21 protein-coding genes are annotated in these 21,326 nt (G+C 70.8%); 5 read left to right on the plus strand and 16 right to left on the minus strand.

The window, feature by feature from the left end:
* Position 1 precedes the first annotated feature (1 nt).
* Entirely contained in the window at positions 2 to 658 is a 657-nt protein-coding gene (locus OG570_RS03425) for a FadR/GntR family transcriptional regulator (RefSeq protein ID WP_326946727.1), read from the plus strand.
* A 154-nt stretch (positions 659 to 812) separates the two neighbouring features.
* The gene (locus OG570_RS03430) at positions 813 to 1,895 is read left to right on the plus strand and encodes a glycoside hydrolase family 88 protein (protein WP_326955558.1); all 1,083 of its coding nucleotides are present in this window, start codon (positions 813 to 815) and stop codon (positions 1,893 to 1,895) included.
* A gap of 62 nt (positions 1,896 to 1,957) precedes the next feature.
* On the opposite strand, the gene OG570_RS03435 is transcribed toward OG570_RS03430, so the two are convergent.
* The 6 genes from OG570_RS03435 to OG570_RS03460 all read right to left on the minus strand — a co-directional run bounded on the left by OG570_RS03435 (position 1,958) and on the right by OG570_RS03460 (position 7,625).
* Positions 1,958 to 3,271 carry a DNA polymerase IV gene (locus OG570_RS03435; protein ID WP_326955559.1) on the minus strand — a complete coding sequence of 438 codons (1,314 nt, stop codon included), beginning with the start codon at positions 3,269 to 3,271 and terminating at the stop codon, positions 1,958 to 1,960.
* 1 nt (position 3,272) lies between these two features.
* Positions 3,273 to 3,587, minus strand: a complete 315-nt coding sequence (locus OG570_RS03440; RefSeq protein WP_326955560.1) for a winged helix-turn-helix domain-containing protein — start codon at positions 3,585 to 3,587, stop codon at positions 3,273 to 3,275.
* A complete protein-coding gene (locus OG570_RS03445) occupies positions 3,584 to 4,210 on the minus strand; it encodes a hypothetical protein (protein WP_326955561.1) in 627 nt (208 codons plus the stop codon). The genes OG570_RS03440 and OG570_RS03445 overlap by 4 nt, the downstream gene beginning before the upstream one ends.
* A gap of 51 nt (positions 4,211 to 4,261) precedes the next feature.
* Positions 4,262 to 4,993, minus strand: a complete 732-nt coding sequence (locus OG570_RS03450; RefSeq protein WP_326946723.1) for an ABC transporter permease — start codon at positions 4,991 to 4,993, stop codon at positions 4,262 to 4,264.
* Positions 4,990 to 5,898, minus strand: coding sequence for an ABC transporter ATP-binding protein (locus tag OG570_RS03455; RefSeq protein ID WP_326955562.1), 909 nt, complete (start codon positions 5,896 to 5,898; stop codon positions 4,990 to 4,992). The genes OG570_RS03450 and OG570_RS03455 overlap by 4 nt, the downstream gene beginning before the upstream one ends.
* Positions 5,899 to 6,050: 152 nt before the next feature.
* Entirely contained in the window at positions 6,051 to 7,625 is a 1,575-nt protein-coding gene (locus tag OG570_RS03460; RefSeq protein ID WP_326946721.1) for an alpha/beta hydrolase, read from the minus strand.
* A 273-nt stretch (positions 7,626 to 7,898) separates the two neighbouring features.
* Between OG570_RS03460 and OG570_RS03465 the strand changes: the two genes are divergently transcribed.
* Positions 7,899 to 9,071, plus strand: a complete 1,173-nt coding sequence (locus tag OG570_RS03465; RefSeq protein WP_326955563.1) for a macrolide family glycosyltransferase — start codon at positions 7,899 to 7,901, stop codon at positions 9,069 to 9,071.
* On the opposite strand, the gene OG570_RS03470 is transcribed toward OG570_RS03465, so the two are convergent.
* The 6 genes from OG570_RS03470 to OG570_RS03495 are packed head-to-tail and all read right to left on the minus strand — an operon-like array spanning position 9,059 to position 15,364.
* The gene (locus OG570_RS03470) at positions 9,059 to 10,612 is read right to left on the minus strand and encodes a caspase family protein (RefSeq protein WP_326955564.1); all 1,554 of its coding nucleotides are present in this window, start codon (positions 10,610 to 10,612) and stop codon (positions 9,059 to 9,061) included. The two genes, OG570_RS03465 and OG570_RS03470, sit on opposite strands and share 13 nt — an antisense overlap.
* Positions 10,613 to 10,616: 4 nt before the next feature.
* A complete protein-coding gene (locus tag OG570_RS03475; protein WP_326946718.1) occupies positions 10,617 to 11,003 on the minus strand; it encodes an effector-associated constant component EACC1 in 387 nt (128 codons plus the stop codon).
* A gap of 52 nt (positions 11,004 to 11,055) precedes the next feature.
* Positions 11,056 to 12,774: an aminotransferase class V-fold PLP-dependent enzyme gene (locus tag OG570_RS03480; protein WP_326955565.1), complete on the minus strand. Its 1,719-nt coding sequence runs from the start codon at positions 12,772 to 12,774 to the stop codon at positions 11,056 to 11,058.
* The gene (locus OG570_RS03485) at positions 12,771 to 13,538 is read right to left on the minus strand and encodes an amino acid ABC transporter ATP-binding protein (protein ID WP_326955566.1); all 768 of its coding nucleotides are present in this window, start codon (positions 13,536 to 13,538) and stop codon (positions 12,771 to 12,773) included. The genes OG570_RS03480 and OG570_RS03485 overlap by 4 nt, the downstream gene beginning before the upstream one ends.
* Entirely contained in the window at positions 13,531 to 14,424 is an 894-nt protein-coding gene (locus OG570_RS03490) for an amino acid ABC transporter permease (protein ID WP_326946714.1), read from the minus strand. Before OG570_RS03490 ends, OG570_RS03485 begins: the two co-directional genes overlap by 8 nt.
* Positions 14,411 to 15,364 carry an ABC transporter substrate-binding protein gene (locus OG570_RS03495; protein WP_326955567.1) on the minus strand — a complete coding sequence of 318 codons (954 nt, stop codon included), beginning with the start codon at positions 15,362 to 15,364 and terminating at the stop codon, positions 14,411 to 14,413. Before OG570_RS03495 ends, OG570_RS03490 begins: the two co-directional genes overlap by 14 nt.
* Before the next feature lie 627 nt (positions 15,365 to 15,991).
* Here OG570_RS03495 and OG570_RS03500 point away from each other — a divergent pair.
* Entirely contained in the window at positions 15,992 to 16,975 is a 984-nt protein-coding gene (locus OG570_RS03500) for a Gfo/Idh/MocA family protein (RefSeq protein ID WP_326955568.1), read from the plus strand.
* Here OG570_RS03500 and OG570_RS03505 read toward each other — a convergent pair.
* Positions 16,936 to 17,370: an NADAR family protein gene (locus tag OG570_RS03505; RefSeq protein WP_326959851.1), complete on the minus strand. Its 435-nt coding sequence runs from the start codon at positions 17,368 to 17,370 to the stop codon at positions 16,936 to 16,938. The two genes, OG570_RS03500 and OG570_RS03505, sit on opposite strands and share 40 nt — an antisense overlap.
* A gap of 24 nt (positions 17,371 to 17,394) precedes the next feature.
* Positions 17,395 to 18,600, minus strand: coding sequence for a glycosyl hydrolase family 8 (locus OG570_RS03510; RefSeq protein WP_326946711.1), 1,206 nt, complete (start codon positions 18,598 to 18,600; stop codon positions 17,395 to 17,397).
* Positions 18,601 to 18,758: 158 nt separating this feature from the next.
* Here OG570_RS03510 and OG570_RS03515 point away from each other — a divergent pair, with 158 nt between their 5' ends.
* Positions 18,759 to 19,151 carry a TIGR03618 family F420-dependent PPOX class oxidoreductase gene (locus tag OG570_RS03515; protein ID WP_326955569.1) on the plus strand — a complete coding sequence of 131 codons (393 nt, stop codon included), beginning with the start codon at positions 18,759 to 18,761 and terminating at the stop codon, positions 19,149 to 19,151.
* Positions 19,152 to 19,198: 47 nt separating this feature from the next.
* On the opposite strand, the gene OG570_RS03520 is transcribed toward OG570_RS03515, so the two are convergent.
* Positions 19,199 to 19,741, minus strand: a complete 543-nt coding sequence (locus OG570_RS03520; protein ID WP_326955570.1) for a TetR/AcrR family transcriptional regulator — start codon at positions 19,739 to 19,741, stop codon at positions 19,199 to 19,201.
* A complete protein-coding gene (locus OG570_RS03525; RefSeq protein WP_326955571.1) occupies positions 19,741 to 21,282 on the minus strand; it encodes a long-chain-fatty-acid--CoA ligase in 1,542 nt (513 codons plus the stop codon). Before OG570_RS03525 ends, OG570_RS03520 begins: the two co-directional genes overlap by 1 nt.
* Positions 21,283 to 21,326 lie beyond the last annotated feature (44 nt).

Here is a 21,326-nt window from a genome sequence, read left to right on the forward strand (position 1 = left end):
GGTGAACCTCCACGCTCGGATAGTGGACGAGCTGGGCAGGCTCATCGTCGAAGGCGTCCTCGGGGACGGGCAGCCGCTCGTCCCCGAGGAACTTGGACGCCGCTTCTCCGCATCCCGGACGGTGGTCCGCGAAGCGCTGCGCGTACTGGAGTCGAAGGGCATGGTGACCGCGCGGCCGCGCGTGGGCACGTGGACGCTGCCGCCGGAGTCGTGGGACGCGATCGACCCGGACGTCATCGCCTGGCGCGTCAACGGGCCCGACGGCCGCAAGCACCTGCACGAGCTGCTGGAGCTGCGGCTGACCATCGAGCCACAGGCGGCCCGGCTGGCCGCGCACCACCGGCGCCCGGGCGAGCTCTCGGCGATGGCCGCGGCCTACGAACTGATGGCGGACGCGGTGGAACGCCAGGACACGGCGGCCTTCCACGACGCCGACTCGGAGTTCCACGCAGCCTTGATCCGCGCTTCCGGCAACGCGCTCATCGCGCAGCTACAGGTGCCCGTCGTCGCGGCTCTGCGGGCGCACGGCGAGCCGCTGGAGCTCGTCGCGCACTCCCGCGTGCTCACGCTGGTGCTGGCGAAGAACGCCGACGGGGCCGAATCCGCGTCGCGCCGGCTGCTGGAAACCGTTGCGCCGTACCGCTCACCGGCACCTTGACACGTCCAGCGGGAAGCCTGAACACTCGCTGGCGAACGGCCGCCGGGTGGGTGGTCGCCGCCGCCACGACCTGCTCGAACATCAGGGGCTTCGCCCCTGGCCGGGGGGCTCCGCCACCCGGACCCCCGAACCGATCTTTGAGGAGGACGCTCCCATGCGTTTCCCGGGAATTCGCGGCTTCGGCGTGCTCGCGGCCGTGACGCTGACCGGCGGGCTGCTGTCCGCGCCGGTGGCCACCGCGGCCGCCGCGGACTGCGCCGTCGCGGACCAGATGGTCGCCGCCGGCGACTACTGGGTGGCCAACGGCACGAACCTCGACGCGATCGACTGGCAGAACGCGACGTTCCACGTCGGCAACCTGGCGCTGGTCCGGACCACCGGCCAGTCCAACCACAAGACGCTCCCCTGGGCCGAGGCCGCGAACTACCAGCTGCCGCAGGACCCGAAGCGGCCGTTCTTCCCGGACGACCAGGCGGCCGGCGAGGCCTACCTGGACCTCTACACCTACTTCCACCCGGAGATCTCGCTCGACTCGATCCGCACCCGGATTCGCGACGAGGTCGCTTCGGTGCAGGCGGGTCACAAGGACTACTGGAACTACGTCGACGCGCTGAACATGGCGATGCCGTCGTTCGCGCGGATGAGCGTCATCGACCAGGATCCGTCCTATGTGGACACGATGGACAAGCTGTTCAAGTCGTCGGAACACAAGCTGTTCAACGAGCTGACCGGCCTGTGGTACCGCGACGCGCGCTTCACCGGCTCGGGTGTGTTCTGGTCGCGCGGCAACGGCTGGGCCCTGGCGGCGCTGGCGAAGGTGCTGCAGGCCCTGCCCGCCACCGACCCGCACCGCGCGGAATACCTGCGGGTGTACAAGAAGATGGCGTTTTCGCTGTCCCTGCTGCAGCGGCGTGACGGCTTCTGGAACCCGGACCTGCTGAACCCGTTCGACCACGGCGGCCCGGAGAGCAGCGGCACGGCGTTCTTCGCGTACGGCATCGGCTGGGGCGTCAACGCGGGCATCCTCCCCGCCGCGAAGTACCGCCCGGTCGTCGACAAGGCGTGGACCGCGCTGTCGACGAAGGCGCTGCAGCCCAACGGCTTGGTGGGTTACGTCCAGGGCGTCGGCGACCGCCCGGCCACCGCGAAGGCCACGGATACCGCGGCTTACGGCGTCGGCGCGTTCCTGCTGGCCGGCCAAGAGGTCGCCAAACTGCAAGGCTGCTCCGCCGAGTAGCCGAAGTCCGTGAATGCCACATTGAGGGACACTATGTCCCTCAATGTGGCATTCACGGACTTTCACCGCAGGCAGTCGCCGGGTTCGCCGCGGCGTAGGGCCGGGTCGTCCTGGAGGAACGTTTTCGCGCGGCCGGGGCCGCTCGTGCGGTGCTCGAAGCGGACCGTGACGCGGCCGTGGCCTGCCCCCTGGACCCAGCCCGTGCCGTGGTCGTCGTGGACCACGTCGTCGCCTTGGCGCCAGGTTGACGGCGGTGGCGCGGGAGTCGCCGGGGCCGCGGGGGTGACCACCGTCGAAGACGGAGTTTCCGGGACGGCCAGGGTGAACAGCGCGTCCTGGTGCGGCACCGAAAGGCCGCTGTACGCGACGCCCGCCAGGCGGATGCCGCCGAACTCCGCGGGGTCCAGCAGGAGCCGTTCCGCCGTCGCGGCCAGCTCCGCCAGGTCGTCCGTCGGCGCGGAGATCGTCTCGGAGCGGGTCACCGTGTGCATGTCGGTGTGCCGCAGCTTGATCACCACCGTGCGGGCCACGCGCTCGGCCTTGACCAGCCGCTGGTGCGCGCCCACCGCGATCCGCCGCACCTGCTCGCGCAGCGTCGCCAGGTCCTTGATGTCGATGTCGAACGTCGTCTCGGCGCTGACCTGCTTGGTCTCGCCGCGGTCGGCGACCGGGCGGTCGTCGAAGCCGGTGGCCAGCAGGCGCAGGTCGCGCCCGACCACGCCGCCCAGCGTGCCGACGGCGTCCTTTTCGGACAGTGCCGCCAGCTGCCCCAGCGTCTGGACGCCGATGAACCGCAGCTTGCCCTCGGCGACCGGGCCGATCCCCCACAACGCGCGCACCGGCAGCGGCGCCAGGAACTCGCGTTCGGTGCCCTGCGGCACGACCAGCAGCCCGTCCGGCTTGGCCTCGTCGGAGGCGATCTTGGCGATCTGCTTCCCGTTTCCCGCGCCGATCGACGCCACCAGGCCCGTCTCGGACCGGATCCGCGCCCGCAGCGACGCGCAGAACGACGTCACCGCTTCGAGCGACGCACCCACGAGCGAAGGCGGCTCGGCGAACGCCTCGTCCAGGGAGATCTTCTCCAGCACCGGCGCCACCGACGTGACGACGGCGAAGACCTCCTGGCTCAGCCGCTCGTACACGCGGAACCGCGGCGGCACGATCACGCCGTTGGCCGGCAGCAGCCGCCGGGCCTGCGCCATCGGCATGGCCGAGTGGATGCCGAACGCGCGGGACTCGTAGCTCGCGCCCGCGACGACGCCGCGTGGCCCGGCGCCGCCGACGAGGACGGGACGCCCGGCCAGCGTCGGCCGGGTGAGCTGCTCGGCCGAGGCGTAGAAGGCGTCCAGGTCGAGGTGGATCACCCAGCGGGCCACGTCAGTCCCCGCCGGTCGCGTCCAGCAGCTGGTGCAGGGCCTTCGTGTAGCTCTCGAACGCGGCCCGCCCGGCGGCGGTCAGCCGGACCAGCGTGACGGGCGTGCGGTGTTCGTAGGCCTTGGTGATCTCGACGTACTCGGCTTCTTCGAGCTTGCGCAGGTGCGTCGAGAGGTTGCCGGCCGTCATGTCGAGCAGCTGCTGCAGCCGCGGGAAGGTGATCTGGTCGTTCGAGTGCAGCCCGGCCAGCGCGACCGTGACCCGCAGCCGTGCCTGGGCGTGGATGACCGGGTCGAGCTGCGGCAGCGGATCGCTCATCGCCGGCCGCGTTTCTCACGCACGAAGTACACGATCGCGCCGAGCAGGAACCCACCGCCACCGCAGACGGTGAGCACGAGGAAGTTCGCCGGATAGCCGACGAGGACGCTCAACGCGGCCGAGACGAGCATCCACGCGCCGAGGCCGTACATCATCCGGTCCTGCCAGATCGTGCCGCCCGCCATGTACATGACGCCCGTCAGCAGCAGCCACGTCCCGGTCCACATCAGGGAGATCTGGTCGGGGGTCAGCGTGCCGAAGCTCGTGATCCGGATGTCGACGACCGTCAGCCCGATCGACCCGAGGCACCAGCTCCAGCCGTACATCGCCCCGGTGATGCGGGACGGTCCCCGCAGCCCGCGCCCGGCGCGCGCGGTGACGTAGATCGTGTAGCCGACGGCGCCGAAGAACAGCACCGGGACGACGATGCCGCCGATCCAGACGGGCACGGCGTCACCGGATTGGGTGGCGTAGTAGGTGAAGCCCCAGCCGATCAGCCAGGCGAGGGCCCACGCCGCCAGGATGCGCGCCGGGCCCCCGCCCAGTTCCCGGCGCATCCGCCGGTTCTGCTGGGCGATCAGGTTCAGCGACTCTTCCGCCGACAACGGTTCGTCGTCCACCATGATCACCCTCCCGTGCAGACCCCGCGATACTGCACGGAAGTTAACACGCATTCACAGCCGCGCCGTGTCCAGCCGGAACCGGCGCACCACCACGAGGGCCGGGACGATCAGCCAGCCCGCCAGCACCAGCGCCGCCAGCCCCATCCCGCCCGCGTGGGCGAGCGGTTCCAGCCCGACCCGGCCGAGCCAGAACGTCGGGAAGAAGTGGGCGAGCGTGGCCATCCAGTCCGGCAGGACGTAGAGCGGGATCCACAGGCCGCCGAGCATGCCCAGCGGCATCATCAGCGCGCCGGTGACCGCGCCGACCGTGTCACCCTTGCCGAACAGGCCGATGGCCAGGCCGAGCACGGCGAACGGGAGCGTGCCGAGCCACAGCGACACCAGGACCAGGCCCCACTGCGCGGCGCTCATCTGCACCCCCATCGCCAGGCCCGCGGCGAACACCACCACGAGCACCGGCAGCGCGACGGCCATGGCCGAGATGACCTTGACGACCAGGTAGCCGGGGCCGCGCATCGGCGTCAGGCGCAGTTGCCGCTGCCAGCCGTCGGTGCGCTCCTGCGCCACTCTCGTGCCGGTGAACAGGGCGCCGCCGCTCGCGCCGTACGCAGCAAGGTTGATCATGGTCTGGACGTCCGCCGGGAGGCCGTTCGGCGCGACGAGCTTGCCGAAGATCGAGCCGAACAGCAGGAACATGGCCACCGGCATGCCGATGGTGAAGATGGTGAACTGCGGGCTGCGGACGATCCGCTTGATCTCCAGGCTCAGGTACGTCGTGTTCACGCGACGGCTCCTTCGGTCTCGTCGGCGGTGAGGGCGAGGAACGCCTCTTCCAGGCCGAGCGCGGTGATTTCGATGTCGGCGGCGAGCGGGTGCGCGGCGAGCAGGCCGCGGATCGCGGCGTCGGAGTCGGCGCAGGCCAGCTCGGCGCGGCCGGCGCGGATCTGCACGCTCGTGACGCCCGGGAGCGCGGCCAGGTCGCTCTCGCCGGCGCCGGGCACGACGGCCTTCAGCACGCGCCCGGACACCGCGGCCCGGACCTCGGCGACCGGGCCGTCGGCGACGACCTTGCCGTGGCGCATCAGCACGACGCGGTCGGCGTAGTCCTCGGCCTCGGCCAGGTAGTGCGTCGCGAACACCACGGTGCGGCCGGCGTCGGCGAAGGCGCGGATGGACGCCCAGAAGGACCGCCGCCCGTCGACGTCCATCGCGGCGGTGGGCTCGTCGAGCACGAGCAGCTGCGGGTCGCCCGCCAGGGCGAGCGCGAACCGCACACGCTGCCGCTCACCGCCGGAAAGCTTGCCGCAGCGGCGTTTCACGAGGTTCTGGAGGCCGGCCCGGGCGATCACCTCGGCCGCGGGCAGCGGCTTGGCGTGCGTCGAGACGACCAGCGCGACGATCTCGCCGACGGTGACGTCCGGTAGCAGCGCGCCGTTCTGCATCATCGCGCCGACCAGCCCCCGGTCGACGGCCTCGCGCGGGCTCCCGCCCCCGACGACGACCTCCCCCGCGTCCGGCTTGGTCAGCCCCAGCAGCATGTCGACGGTGGTCGACTTGCCCGCGCCGTTCGGCCCGAGCAACGCGACGACCTCCCCGCGCGCCACCTCGACCGACACATCGGCGACGGCCGTGACCGCCCCGAACCGCTTGGTCAGGCCGTGGAGCGCGAACGCCGGTCCGGTGTCCATGGGTCCCCCTTCGTGAACTTTGAATCGCAAAGTCGCTGCGGACTTTGTAACACAAAGTCCGCTCAACTTCAAAGCCCCCGGTGCGGGAGAGCGCACAAAAGCGGGGTGCCGGGCCCTGGGCCCGGCACCCCGCTTTCAGCGGTTACCGCAGGTCAGCCGGTGAACCGACCGGAAACCAGACCCTGCGTGTCGGCCTTGGCCGAAGCAGCCGGAGCCGGCGCCGGGGGCGTCGGCTGTGGCAGCGGGGCGCACTCGACGTCGGCCGTGCGGCCCGGCTTGCGGGCCGGGAGCGCGCCCGTCGCCAGGTAGTCGGCGATCTTGTTGTCGACGCACGCGTTGCCGCGCGGGGTGATCGCGTGGCTCGTGCCGCCCGGCTCGGCGATCAGCGAGGCACCCGGGAAGCGGCTGCGGACCTCGAGGCTGCCCGGGAACGGCGTCGCCGCGTCCAGCGTCTCGTCGATCATCAGCACGCTCTGCACGCCGTGGCCGTCGACCTTCGTCGGCGTGCCCGGCTTCACCGGCCAGTTCAGGCACGGCGCGTTGTACCAGGCGTTCTGCCACGTGAAGTACGGCGCCTTGGCGAACGTCTTCCAGTTGTCGGCCTTCCACTGGTTCCAGCTCGTCGGCCACTGGACGTCCGAGCACTGGACGGCGAGGTAGACCGCGTAGCCGTTGTCGTCGCCGAGGCCGCCGAACGCCTCGAACAGCGACTTCATCGTCGCCACGTCACCGTTGTTGACGAACTTCGACAGCGCGTCGCCGAGCAGCGTCCAGCGCAGCTGGTAGTAGGACGCCTGCTGGATGACGTCGATCAGCTCGTCCGAGCCGATGACCCCGCCCGCGGGGTGCAGCGCCAGCTTCAGCAGCTGCTCGTTCACGACGCGCTGCACCGCCGGCTGCGTCTTGCCCAGGTGGTAGACGTCGTCGTGCTGGGCGAGCCAGCCGAACCAGATCCGGATGTTGACGTCGAACGCGACGTCCTGGTTCAGGTTGTCGCCGTACCAGACGCCACGCGGGTCGACGGTCGAGTCGAGGATCATCCGGCGCACGTTCTGCGGGAACAGCGTGCCGTAGACCTGGCCGAGGTAGGTGCCGTAGGAGTAGCCGTAGAAGTTCAGCTGCTTCTGGCCCAGCGCCTTGCGGATGGAGTCCATGTCCTTGACCGTGTCGGTCGTCTTCATGTTCTGCAGCAGCGCGCGCGAGTTGTTCTTGGCGCACGCGTCGGCGTAACCCTTGGCCTTGGCCAGCCAGGTCCGCTCGAGCTGCGGCGTCACCGGCACGTACTCCGGCCGGTCGTAGGTCATGTAGTTCGGGTCGCACGACAGCGCGGGCTTGCTCGCGCCGACCCCGCGCGGGTCGAAGCCGATCCAGTCGTAGGCGTCGCCCGCGTGGTTCGGCACCTTCGGGCCGCGGGTGGCCAGCAGCAGGCCGGAGCCGCCGGGGCCGCCCGGGTTGGTCAGCATGACGCCCTGGTACTGGGCGTCCGCGACCTTGTGCTTGACGCGGCTGACGGCGAGCTGGACCTGCTCGCCGTTCGGCTTCGAGTAGTCGAGCGGGACCGCCAGGTACCCGCATTCGGCGCCGGCGGTGACCAGCGTCGGGTCGGTACACGGCCCCCAGGCGATCGACGCGGCGGCCGGCGCGGGCGCGGCGACCGCGGCCGGCGCGGCCACGAGCGCGGACGCCAGCGCGGCGGCGGCCACCGCGGCGATTACAGCACGTCTCACTGTTTTCTCCCTTTTCAGCTCCGACGAAAGCGGGTGAACCCTAGACCCGCCTCCGGGCCGCAGGTACCGCAAACGGTTGCCCGTCGGCGAATGCCCTACGAAAGGAGGAAATCGGGTGGCGCGCCGAATCGGACATCCCGTACGGTGCCGGTCATGATCTACTTCATCCGCCTCCGCCGCGTCTGAGACGGCGTGACCGCCGGACCGCCCGCCCACCGGGCCGGTCCCCCTCACCTGCGCGCCGTCTGCCCTTCTTCCTCTTGAAGGAGACTCATGCTGCGCAAGCACATCGTCATGGTCGGCTGCACCGCGCCGAGCCACGTCTACCCGTCGCTCGGCGTCATCACCGAGCTGGTCCGCCGCGGGCACCGCGTGTCCTACATCGTCGGCGCGCCGCTGGCCGGGCTGGTGTCGCCGACCGGCGCGTCCGTGGTCGAGCACCCGACGATCTTCCCGCTCGGCGAGGCCGCCGTCTGGCCGGACGATCCGGCCGACGCGATGCGCGTCTTCCTCGACGAGGCGATCGCGATCCACCCGCGGTTGACGTCGGTGTTCGACGAAGACCGGCCCGACCTGCTGCTGTACGACATCGGCGGCCTGGGCGCGCCGGTCCTCGGCGAGCGGTACGGCGTCCCGGCCGTGCAGCTGTCGCCGACGCTGGTGGCCTGGGACGGCTACGACGAGGACATGGCCGAGGTGCTGGCCCCGATCAAGGCGTCACCGTCCGGTGTGGACTACGCCGCGACGTACACCGCGTGGCTGCGGGCGAACGGGATCTTCGCGGACGCCTGGGACTGGATCGGGCACCCGCCGCAGGTCCTGTCGCTCATCCCGCGGGCGATGCAGCCGCACGCGGATCGCGTCGGGGACCACGTCCGGTTCGTCGGGCCGTGCCTGGACCCGTCCCGGCTGGCGGACCGGTCGTGGAAACCACCGGCTTCGGGACGTCGTGTGCTGCTGGTGTCGTTCGGCACGGCGTTCAACGACCAGCTCGACGTCTACCGGGCGTGCGTCGAGGCGTTCGCATCGGATTGGCACGTCGTGATGTCGATCGGCAAGCACGTCTCGCCGGACGCCTTGGGACCATTGCCATCCTCGGTGGAGGTGTTCGAGAGCGTGCCGCAGCTGGCCGTGCTGGAGACGGCGTCGGCGTTCATCACGCACGCCGGCATGGGCGGCGCGACGGAGTCGCTGTGGTTCGGCGTCCCGACGGTCGCGATCCCGCAGGCCGCGGACCAGTTCGGCAACGCGACCCAGCTGGAAGCGCTGGGTGTCGGGCGGCACCTGCCGGCTTCCTCGGTGACCGCGGAGTCGTTGCGGAAGGCGGTCGACGAGGTGTCGTCGTCACCTTCGGTCGCTTCCCGGCTCGCGAAGCTGAAGGCGGAGATCCGCGGCCACGGCGGAGTAGCCGCGGCGGCGGACGCGGTGGAGTCCTACTTGGACTGACGGCGGAGGAGATTGGCGACGCCGATCACGAGGAAGACCACGAAGATCATGGCGAGCAGGAGGATCAGCGCACCGCCGACACCGCCGAAGCCGAGCGCCATGATCAGGACGAGGACGAGACAGGCGGTGCCCAGGTAGAACCGCGCGTCGCGGGCCGGGCCGCGACGACCGGGGATGGCGGGATCCGGCGGGATCGTGCCTCCGGCGGACGGTCCCGCCGGTTTCGACCGAGCTGCTCGCGGTACCGGGGTCGTCGCCGGCGGCTTCGAAGCCGGAGTTGTCCTTGCCGGAGTTGTCGTCGTCGGCGGTTTCGGAACCGGAGTCGTCCTTGCCGGAGTTGCCCTTACCGGAGTTTTCGGCTTCGGCGCCGATGGTGTCGTCTGCGGCACCACCGGTGCCGGCTTCGGGGCCGGTGGTGCGATCCCGGGCGCGGCTCCGGCTTCCGGCTCCGCTTCCCGCACTTCGGCAGCCGACGGCTGCTGAAGTGCCGAGGTCGCCGCGACCTGGGCCACCTCGTCGGCCGAGCCGACCGGAACACCCGGCGAAACCGCCGCCTCGACCGGTGGCGGCGGCGTGCCCTCCGTGACCCGCGTCGCCTCCTCCGCCGCTCGCGCCCACGTCCGGGCCGTCGCCGAGACCATCCGGCTGTCGTCGTCCACCAGGCGGCGGATCTCCTTCTCCGTGCGGGCCTTCACCACGCTGTTGCCCACCCGGTTGAGCCGCACCAGACCCTCCAGCGCCGTCAGCCGGTCCGCCGCGATCGGGCTCGCCAGGCCGTGCCTCAGGTACTCCGGCAACGCCCAGTGCGGGTTGCGCGCCAGCACGATGCGACCCTCCACATCGGACTGGTGCTTCGGCCGCTGCCGGGGCATCTCCGCCACCACGTGCTCGTGGACGTAGCTGTACAGCTCGTCGACCGTGACGTCGCCGTCGCCGTCGAGGTCCGCGCTGCCGTCGCGCAAGCCCGCCACCAGGTGCCGGGTGAACACCGAACGGGCCGCCGAGCCGACCACCGAATCGCCCTCGAACGAGTACTGCGTCGCGTCGGACGCCGTCAGCACCGCGCGGCCGCGGCCCTGGAACCGCTCCAGCGTGTGCACGTCCGTGCCCGCCTTCGCGAGCTTCCCGGACGGGAACGCGCCGCTGTAACAACAGTCGAGCACCAGCACCTTCTGCCGCGACGCGCAGCCCGCCATCGCGCGGTCCACCTGCTCCGCCGCCAGCGCGGTGAACATCAGGCTGTCGCGGCGGGTGTTGGCCATCGCCAGGTACAGACTGCCGTCGTCGTCCTTCACGCCGTGGCCGGTGAAGTACAGCAACGTCAGCTCGTCACGGCGGCGGCCGCGGTAGAACTCGCCGATCGCCTCGCCGACGACGTGGTGCGGCTGGTCGACCAGCGTCGTGACCTCGAAGCCGGCGATCTCCGGGTCGCTGAGCACCTCCGCCAGCGCGCGGGCGTCGCCGCCGGGCGCGGTCAGCCGCCGCAGCGCCGGGTCGGTGTACGTCTCGGTCGCGATCAGCAGCGCGTGCCGGGCGGCCACGGCCCTAGCCGTGCCGTCGGACGAAGGCGTCGATCAGCTGCTGCCGCTCGGCCGCGGTGGCGCGTTCCAGCTCGACGGTGTCGCCGTCGACGGTCACCGTGATCCGGTGCTTGCCCGCCTGCCGCCCCAGCCACTCGCGCAGCGTCTCGACCAGCCCGGGGAACACCCCGCCGGCCGCGCTGAAGGCCACCACGAGCGAGCCGATCGTCACCGGGTCGGCGGCCTTCGCCCCGGGCGGCGGCTCCCCGGCCGGGACGGCGGCGAGCACGTCGAGGTCCAGCTCGGCCAGCTCGGCGCGCAACCGCCGGGCCAGCCGGTCCAGCTCCTCGGCGTCGGCCTCGTCGTCCGCCTCCAGCCGCAGCAGCGCCCGCCGCGTGTCCGGTTCGGTCATCGCCACATCGTCCGCCCCGCCGGGGGCGCGGACAAGGTCCGATCGGGCAGCCTCAGGCGCGGATTTCGTTGAGGTAGTTGTAGATCGTGTAGCGCGTCACGTCCAACCGCCCGGCGAGGTGGTCGACCGCGTCCTTGATCAAGAAGTACCCCGCCTCGTCGAGTTCGCGCACCACACCGGCTTTGTGGCGCTTCTTCATCAGGTCCACCGGGATCCCGGCCTTGCCGATCGCCCGGTCGACCAGGAACCGTTGCAGGCTGTCGACATCCGGTGGGAAAGTCTCCGGCTCGCCGTTGCCGCCCGTCGACGCGGCCGCGTCGACGCTGTTGACGCACAGGCAGCCGACCGCGACACCGTCGGCGTCACGCAGGAAGAGCGTCGACGACCGGATCGCGCGGCCGTCCGGGCCGTGGGTGCGGTAGTTCGTCAGGTCCTGCGTCGTGCCGCGGCGGACCAGGCCGAGCAGCAGGTCGGTCATCGGGCCGCCCACGTTGCGGCCGGTCAGGTCACCCGCGATCGCGACGATCGAGTCCGGCAGCCGGCTCAGGTCGTGCAGCAGCACCTCGTTGCCCGGGCCGAGCATCGCCGCCAGCCCCGGGATCGCCGGCACCAGCGCGGTCAGCACCTCGTGCGTCGTCGCGCCCGCGGCCGGGATGGCCAACGGTTCCCGGGGCTTGGTCAGCGTCTCCAACGCCTCGCGGAGCAGGTCCGCCGCGGCCGCCGGCGTGGACGCGTGCGGCGACAACCGGACGTGCTCGGGCCGGACGGTCGCGGCGATCCCGGCGTTGGCCAGCGCCGCGCCGACCTGCTCGGCCGGGTGACCCGGCAGCGTGAACGCCAGGATCCCGGCCCGCCGTCCGGTCGCCGAGACGACCTCGGCGCCGCAGGAGGCCAGCACCTCTTCGAAAGACCCGATCCGCTCGGCGATGCGGGCGGCGATGGCGCCGACACCGGCGTCTTCGACCAGCTCCAGGGCCTCGGCGAACGCACCGGACGTGATCGGGCTGAGGTTGGAGATCGACCAGGCCTGGGCGGTGGTGTCCGGCGGGTGGATCTCGTCGTCGAACAGGCCGGGGTCACGCGCGCCGGTCCAGCCCGACAGCACCGGGTCCAGCCGGTCGAGCGCCCGGTCCGACAGCACCGCGAAGCCGGTGCCCCAGCCCGCCCGCAGCCACTTCTGGCCGCCGACGACCAGGACGTCCGCGACCTCCCACGGCGCCTCGATGACACCGAAGCCCTGGATGCCGTCGACGACCAGCAGCCGGTCGCCGACGACGTCGCGCAGCGCGGCGAGGTCGGCGCGGAAGCCGGTGCGGAAGTCGACGGCGCTGACGCTGACGGTGGTGATCTCCGGCGTCAACGCCTCCGCGACGCGCTCAGGCGTCACGTAACCGCCGGTCAGGCGGCGCAGCTTGAGCCGTCCGGCCTGTTCGGCGCGGGCCCACGGGTAGGTGTTGGCCGGGAACTCCGCGGCCGACACCAGGACCTCGCCACTGCTGTGGAACGCGGCCTGGAACAGCCCGAGGCTCGTGTTCGGCAGCAGGACCGTGTGGTCGGTGTCCGAGCCGGACAGCCGCGCGGCGGCGGCCTTGGCCCGGATCTCCTGCCGCATCAGCTCGTCCACAGTGGACGGACCGGCCGTGGTGGCCTGGTCGAGCAGCGCGGCCGTCGTGTCGAGCACCGCGTGGGACGGCGGGCCGAACCGGGCGAAGTCGAGGTAGCCGGCGGGCTCGTCGAACTGGAGCAGGTACCGGGGCGAAATCCGCGTCACGCGAGGATCCTCGCCAGGAACTGCCGGGTGCGTTCGTGCTTCGGCGCGCTCAGTACCTCACTCGGCGGCCCGGTCTCGACGACGGCGCCGTCGGCCAGGAACACCACCTCGTCGGCGGCCTCCGCGGCGAAGCTCATCTCGTGCGTCACGACGACCATCGTCATCCCCTCCCCCGCCAACGTACTCATCACTTCGAGCACCTCGCCGACCAGCTCCGGGTCCAGCGCCGACGTCGGCTCGTCGAACAGCATCAGCTTCGGTTTCATCGCCAGCGACCGCGCGATCGCGACGCGCTGCTGCTGCCCGCCGGACAGCTGCGCCGGGTAGGCGTCACCGCGGTGGGCGAGGCCGACGCGGTCGAGCAGCTCGAGGCCCTGCTTGCGCGCCTCGTCCGCTTTGCGGCCCAGTACCCGGATCGGCCCTTCGACGACGTTTTCCAGCGCCGTCCGGTGCGCGAACAGGTTGAACCGCTGGAATACCATGCCGATGTCGCGGCGCTGGCGGGCGACGTCGCGTTCGCGCAGTTCGTACAGCTTGCCGCCGCGTTGCCGGTAGCCGATCGGCTCGCCGTCGACCCAGATCTGGCCGGCGTCGATCGTCTCCAGGTGGTTGATGCAGCGCAGGAACGTGCTCTTCCCGGCACCGGACGGGCCGAGCAGGCAGACGACCTGTCCCTTGTGGACCTCCAGGTCGATGCCGCCGAGGACTTCGGTGTGGCCGTAGGACTTCTTGACGCCGACCGCGCGCAACAAGGGCTCAGACACGGGCACTCCTCACCAGCGGCACGCCGCGCAACGCCTTGCCGGCGCGGGAAAGCGGCCCGCGGTCGGCCTGTCCGAACGCGCGTTCCAGGTAGTGCTGGCCGACCCCGGCGACGGTCACCACGACCATGTACCAGACGGCCGCGGCCAGCAGCGTCTCCATGACCAGCAGGTTGTTCGACGAGATGTTGTTGGCCGCGTGGATCAGCTCGGTCACGCCGATCACCGACGCCATCGACGTCCCCTTGAGCATGTTGATGAAGTCGTTGCCGGTCGGCGGGATGATCACGCGCATCGCCTGCGGCAGCACGACCCGGCGCAGCGTCGCGGCCGGTGTCATGCCGATCGACTTCGCGGCTTCGGTCTGTCCGCTGTCGACGCTGTTCAGCCCGGCCCGCACGATCTCGGCCATGTAGGCGCTCTCGTTGAGCGCCAGGCCGAGGAACGCCGCGGTGAACGCGCTGATCAGCACGTTCGTCTGCGCGTCGACCAGGAACGGGATGTGGATGACGGGGAAGACGAGCGCCAGGTTGTACCAGAGCAGGATCTGCAGCAGCACCGGCAGGCCGCGGAAGATCCAGATGTAGCCGGCGGCGAACCACCGGGCGACCGGGTTGGCGCTGCGGCGCAGCAGGGCGATGACAATGCCGAGCACGATCGCGACGGCCTGCGACAGCACGGCGAGGACGACGGTGTTGAGCAGGCCGGTCGCCATCACCTTGAAGAAGACGAAGTCCGGGACCTGGCTCCACTCGATCTGCGCGTTGCCGAGGGCGACGCCCAGCAGCACGAGCAGCGCGAGGATCACGACGGCGGCGACCCACCGGCCCCAGTGCCGGAGCCGGACGATCGGCAGTGGTTCGATTCCAGCCGGTTCAGGAGCCGCCATTGATCGCGACCTCCTTGATCGCCCCCTGGTCGACCCCCCAGGCCTGCAGGATCTTGCCGTAGGTGCCGTCGGCGACGAGCGCCTGCAGCGCCTTCTGCACGGAGTCGGTCAGCGGCTTGTTCTGCTTGTTGACGCCGATGCCGTAGGGCCCGCCTTCGATCGGCTCACCCGGGACGACCTCGAAGAACTTGCCGTCGCCCGCCGTCTTCGAGATGTAGACGGCGCTGGGCAGGTCGTTGAGGATCGCCGCGACACGGCCGGTGCGCAGCTGGTTCTGGTTCTGGTTGTCGCTGTCGGTCGCGGTGACGTTGACGGCGGGCTTCCCGGCCGACGTGCACTTCGTGCTCTGCGTCGCGGCGAACTTCTGGTGACTGGTCCCCTGCACGACGGCGACGTTCTTGCCGCACAAGGCGTCCGGCCCGGTGATGCCGTCCGGGTTGCCCTTGCGGGTCATGATCGTGATGCCGGAGGTGAAGTAGTCGACGAAGTCGATCTGGGCCTGGCGGGCCTTGGTGTCGTTCATCCCGGCCATGGTGAGGTCGATGCGGCCGGACTGGAGGCTGGTGATGAGCGAGCCGAAGGCCATGTCCTGGTGCGTCACGGTCACCCCGAGCTTGGCGGCGATCGCCTTGGCGAGATCAACCTCGTACCCGATCGGCGTCTTGCCGTCGGCGGCGTAGAAGTTGTTGGGCGCGGACTGCAGGTTCGAGGCCAGATGCAGCACCCCAGCCTGCTTGACGTTCGCCGGGAGAGCAGCGTTGAGCTGGGCATCCTTCTGCACACCTTGGACGATCGCGGCGGTATCGGGAATGCCCCCGGACGCGGGCGCCCCGGGAGCCTGCGACGTCCCGCCGGCACCGTCGGGGCCACCACCACAGGCGGTCACCAGGACGGCCAGGCTCGCGAGCAACACCGCCTGGACTGCACGGGAACGGGACATAGCGGACCTCCACTGTTCGGCTGGCGGGAACGGTACAACTCGTTGTTGAAGAGGTCAACTGCTTGTTGAAATCTGGTTGGGTCGGCCACTGGCTGTCACAAAGAGCCGGTTCGCGGCCGGTTGAGGTGCGCGAACGGCCCGCTGGTGACGGCCGCAGGGGCCGCGAACGGCCCGTCGATGACGGTCGGCAGCGCACGAGCAGCCCGTTGATGACCACCGAGGAATACGAACGGCCCGCTGGCGACGGTAGATCCCGCGCGAACGGCCCGTTGCCGACCACGCCGAGGCACGAACGGGCCACTGGCGACCGTCGCGGATCGCGAACGGCCCGTCGACGACAGTCGGCGGCGCGCGAACGGCCCGTTGGCCACCATCGAGGGGTGCGAACGGCCCGCTGACGACCACCGCCGAGGCGCCAACGGGCCGTTCGTCCCAGCGGAGGTGCGCAAAGCGCACGAACGGGCCGTTCGCGCACCTGGACCAGCGAGCGGCAGCCAGCACGAATGGCCCATTCGCGACCGAAACAGCACGAACGGGCCGTTCGCACAGCCGACAGGCGAGCGGGTGAGCGGGTGAGCGACCAGGCGACCGATCGAGCCCAAACCAGCCGGTGCTAGCTTCGCGCCCATGAGTCTGCGGATCGGCATCCTGGGTGCGGCCCGGATCGCACCCACCGCCCTGATCAAGCCCGCCGCCGCCCACACCGACGTCGAGGTCGTGGCGGTCGCCGCGCGGTCTGCTGATCGGGCGCAAGCGTTTGCGGCCAAGCACGGCATCGGCCGGGTGCATTCGTCCTACGAAGCGTTGGTCGCCGACCCGGATGTCGATGCCGTTTACAACCCGCTGCCCAACGGTCTCCACGGCCGGTGGACGAAGGCGGCGATAGCAGCCGGGAAGCACGTCCTCTGCGAGAAGCCCTTCACCGCCAACGCCGCCGAAGCCCGCGAGATCGCCGACCTGGCCGCGGCGTCCGATCGCGTCGTGATGGAAGCCTTCCACTACCGCTACCACCCCCTCGCCCTGCGGGTGGAGGAGATCGTCGCGTCCGGTGAGCTGGGCGAACTCCAGCGCGTCGAGACCGCGTTGTGCTTCCCGCTGCCCAAGTTCTCCGACATCCGCTACGACTACGGTCTCGCGGGCGGCGCGACGATGGATGCGGGCTGCTACGCCGTCCACATGGCCCGCATCTTCGGCGGTGAAACCCCGGAAGTCGTTTCGGCGCAGGCGAAACTGCGCGACCCGCGGATCGATCGCGCGATGACGGCCGAGCTGCGGTACCCGTCGGGACACACCGGGCGGGTCACCTGCTCGATGTGGTCGTCTTCGGTCCTCAAGATCAGCGCGAAGGTGACCGGCTCCCTGGGGTCGCTGAGCGTGCTCAACCCCGCGTCCCCGCAGGTGTACCACCGCCTCACGGTCCGGGTCGGCGGCGCCCGCCGCGTGGAGCGGTTCCCGCGGCGGGCGTCGTACGCCTACCAGCTGGACGCCTTCGCGGCGTCGGTGCTGGAGGGCGCGCCGGTGAAGACGTCGGCGGAAGACGCGGTGCGGACGATGACCGTGATCGACGCGATCTACCGCGCGGCCGGGCTCCCCGTGCGCGAACCGAGCTGAGCCCGGACGTCGGCGAGGGCGAAGCCGAGCAGGTTCAGCCCCCGCCAGCCGCGGGGGTTCCCGGTCCGCGGGTCGTCGGCGGCCAAGTAGCGGCCGAGATCGGGGTGCTGGGTGAACTTCGCGACGTTGCCGTCGACGACGATCTCGCGACGGGCACCGACCCACGTCGCCTCGTCGAAACGCCGCACGCGACGGCCGAGGTCCTTCGCCCGCTTGGGGTGCGCCGCGGCCACGACCTGGGCGGCCACCTCGTCGTCGCCGAAGAGTTTCGCCTTGCGCCACATCATGTAGTGCTCGGCCGTGGCGAACCGGACGTCGTCGACGACGAACGGCGACGGCCCCCACTGGCTGAGACACCCGGAACCGGCCCCAACCAGCCGCCCCGCACCCGAAATACCGGTGCGGGACGGCCGGTGCGGCTAAGCAGCCACGTAGTTGCCGGTCAGGATGAGCAGCACCTGGACCGTGATGCCCGTTCCGTAGTAGTCCGTCGAGTCCGGGGCGAACGCCGCGATCGACGTCCACAGCTTGTCCAGCCACGCCTGGCTGCCCGGGTCCGTCATCGCCGCCACCGCGAACGGCGCCGTGAAGCACGGGTGCTGGCCGCTCTCGGTCTTCGTGCCCGACAGCGAGTAGCCGCTCTGGATCTTCGACGGGTCGCCGCCCGTCGCGGACTTGATCCACGTGTTCATCTTGCGGACCTGTGCGGCCGCAGCGCTGCCGGACGCCGAGATCGCGTCCGCGCCGAGGCGCCACGGGTCGCGGCAGGCGTTCCAGCTGTACTTGCCGTCGTACTCGCCCTCGAGGAAGTCCGCCGGCGCCGGCTTCGGCGTCGAGTTCGTGTTCACCACGAAGTCCGGCAGCAGCCCGGTGTTCGGCGCGTACTGCGACTGCAGCTGGCTCACCGCGGTCTCCGACCGGGTGCGCACGGAGTCCCAGAAGCTGTCGCCGGTGGCCTTCGCGAAGGCCCGCAGGTGCCCGGGCATCCAGTCCGACGAGCGCGAGCTGTTCTTGTACTCCGCGTCGTTGCCCCAGTCACCCAGCAGCGTGAACTTGGTGCTGTTGTTGACCTCGCTCTTCTTGATCGCGTTGATGATCCGGACGGCTTCGGCCTTGTAGTTGACCGACCCCGTGCTGCCCCACTTCGTGTCCGCGATCAGCAGGCCGTACGCGATTTCGAGGTCGCCGTCGGTGGCCGAGTCGCTGCCGTTGACGCTCTTGCAGTTCGCGTCCTGCTCGGCCGCGTGCAGGTCCTTGTTGTTGACCGACGGGTGGGCCTTGACGAACTTCACGATCCCGTCGACGATCGCGCGGGCCTGCGGGTCCTTGTCGGCCATCATCGCCGAGATCGTGACGCCGTAACCCTCGCCCTCGGCCACGAACGAGTGGTCGGCGTCCTTCGACAGCACGGCGTAGGTGCCGCTGCCGCACTTGGTCGTCAGGAAGTTCTTCTTCCAGAAGTCGTAGTACTTCTGGAGCACCTGGTCCTGCGTGGCCTGCGAGACCGAGGGCCGCAGGGTTCCCGGCACGTACGGGGTGCCGGCCGCGGACGCGGTCGTCGGCACGCTCAGCAGCCCGGCGGCCAGCGCGGCCGTGGCCACCACCGCCCGGACGATCTTCTTCATCGCTCCTCCGTAAAGGACATCGTTTCGGCTGCGGCGACAGCGGCTCCGAGCGTGACAGAAAGTTCAAGAGCTGGTCAAGACTGTTAGGAAACTTTCCTTACAATTACCGTGAGTGGTTTCACGGCCCCCCGCTCGCCCGGACGGACTAGCGTGGGGGCATGGAGATCGACCGCGGCGCAGACTTCCGCGCCTTCTGGACCGAACGACGCCTGGCGTCCCTGACGACCGTCCGCCCGGACGGTACCCCGCACGTCGTCGCGGTCGGCGTGACCGTCGACTTCGAAGCCGGCCTCGCCCGCGTGATCACGTTCGACACGTCCGTCAAGGCACGGCTGATCCGGGCCGCGGGCGCCGACGGGATCCCCGTCGCCGTCTGCCAGCTCGACGGCCCGAAATGGTCCACTTTGGAGGGACGAGCGGTGCTGCGCGACGACCCGGAATCGGTGCGGGACGCGGAAAACCGCTACGCCGCACGCTACCGGCAGCCGAAGCCGAACCCGCAGCGGGTGGTCCTCGAAATCACCGTGAACCGGATCCTCGGCAACGCTTGACCCGGCTTGTCGTGAGTGGTTAGGGCGGTTCTAACCGCCCTAACCACTCACGAGCCGCGGGAGTGCACCAGCCGCGTGTACTCGGCCAGCAGCGCCGCCAGCTCGCTGTGCTCCCCCGCCGACGCGAGCTGCTGGTGGCCCACCAGCATCGCCATGCCCAGCGACGTCAGCGTCCGGGCCAGCTCGCGGTCGCCGACGATGCCCGTGACCGCCTTGCCGACCGTCCGGACGCGGGCCTCGTCGACGCGTTTCTGCACCGCGCGCACGCTCTCGTCGTTCATCCCCCACGCCCGGATGGCCGCCTCGGCCTCGTGGTGCAGGCCGAGCGTGAGGTCCATCAGCGCGGCGAAGTCCGCCGACGGGCCGCCGGTGCCGAAGTCCCGTTCGCGCAGGATCAGCACCTGCCGGTTCTCCCAGTGGTCCAGGAGCTGCTCGACGAACCCCGGCCAGCCACCGAAGTGGTGGTAGAACGACCCGCTCGTGACGCCGAGGTCGCGGCAGAGCCGGCCGACGTTCAGCTCGGTGAACCCGTGCGCCGCCAGCGCTTTCAGCGCCGCCTCGAAGTAGGCCCGCCGCGTGACCGGCGGCATCAGACGTTCCGGCTCCGGTCCCGCCAGTACGGCTCGCGCAGTGAGCGCTTCAGGATCTTGCCGGTCGCGTTGCGCGGCAACGCTTCCACGACGTCGACGCTGCGCGGGCACTTGTAGTGGGCCAGGTGCTCGCGGCAGAACTCCATGAGCTTCTCGGCGTCGAGCTGCTCGCCGGCGACGATGGCCTTGACCTGCTCGCCCCACCGGTCGTCCGGGACGCCGATCACGGCCACCTCGGCGACGCCGGGGAACTCCGCGACCACCCGCTCGACCTCCGGCGAGTAGACGTTCTCGCCGCCGGTGATGATCATGTCCTTGACGCGGTCTTCGAGGAACAGGAACCCGCCGTCGTCGAGGCGGCCGACGTCGCCGGTGCGCACCCAGCCGTCCACAATGGTCTCCGCGGTCGCCTCGGGATTGCCGAGGTAGCCCGCCATCCGCTGGTCGGTGCGGATCCAGACCTCGCCGGCGGCGACGTCTTCGAGCGTGACTGGGTCGACGATCCGGATGTCCACTCCGGACAGTGCGGTGCCCGCGGAGGCCAGCCGGTCCGGGCGGGAGTCGTCGCGGTGCGCCTCGGGGTCGAGCGCGGTGACCGCGCCGGACAGCTCGGTCATGCCGTAGACCTGCGCGAACCTGACGTCCGGCCAGGCGGCCAACGCCTTGCGCAGCAACGGAAGCGGCATCGGCGACGCGCCGTAGCAGAGGTAGCGCAGCTTCGAGAACGCCTGCATCGCCTGGTCGCCGGCCTGCGCGATGCCGGCGACGACGGCGGGCACCAGGAAAGCGTGCGTGATCCCGGCCGCCAGCGCGGCGAACAGCGAGGCCGCGTCCGGCTCGCGCGTCAGGTAAGACGGTTCGCCGTACAGGAAGCCGGAAACCGCGTAGCAGCTGCCGCCGACGTGGAACAGCGGCATCGCGACGAGGTTGACGTCGCCCGGCCCGATCGGGAACGCGGTGCCCGCGGCGAGGCCGTGCGAGAGGATGCTGCGGTGGGTCAGCACGGCGCCCTTGGGGAAGCCGGTGGTGCCGCTGGTGTACATGACCAGGACGCCGTCGTGCTCGTCGAGTTCGTGCGGCGCAGCGGGTTCCGCGGACAGGAGCGGTTCATACTGGTCGTCGTCCCCGCCGACGACGACCACGCGCTCGACGGCGGGCAACCGGTCCCGGACCGCTTCGACGGCGGGCAGCAGCTCGGCGCCCACGAAGACCACCTTGGCCCCGGCGTCGGCCAGGACGTAGGCGAGTTCGTCGCCGGAGAGCCGCCAGTTGACCACGGCGTTCGCGGCGCCGATCCCGGCCGCCGCGAAGGTCGTCTCCAGGCAGGCGGGGTGGTTCTTGTCGATGAACGCGACGCGATCACCGTGCCCGATCCCGGCCGCCGTCAGCGCACCCGACAGCCGCCGGACGCGCTCGTCGAGCTCCGCCCAGGTCCACGCGCGGTCGCCGTAGACGAGCGCGGTGTCCGTGGCGCGTTCCCGCGCCCAGTGCGCGAGAAGCTCGCCGAGCAGCCGGACCCGGGGGCGGTGGTCATCGGGCATGGCGGGTTTCCCTTCGGGCCGGCGCTGGACCGTAGACCGCTCTA

The organism is Amycolatopsis sp. NBC_01286 (assembly GCF_035982555.1).
Classification (GTDB): domain Bacteria; phylum Actinomycetota; class Actinomycetes; order Mycobacteriales; family Pseudonocardiaceae; genus Amycolatopsis.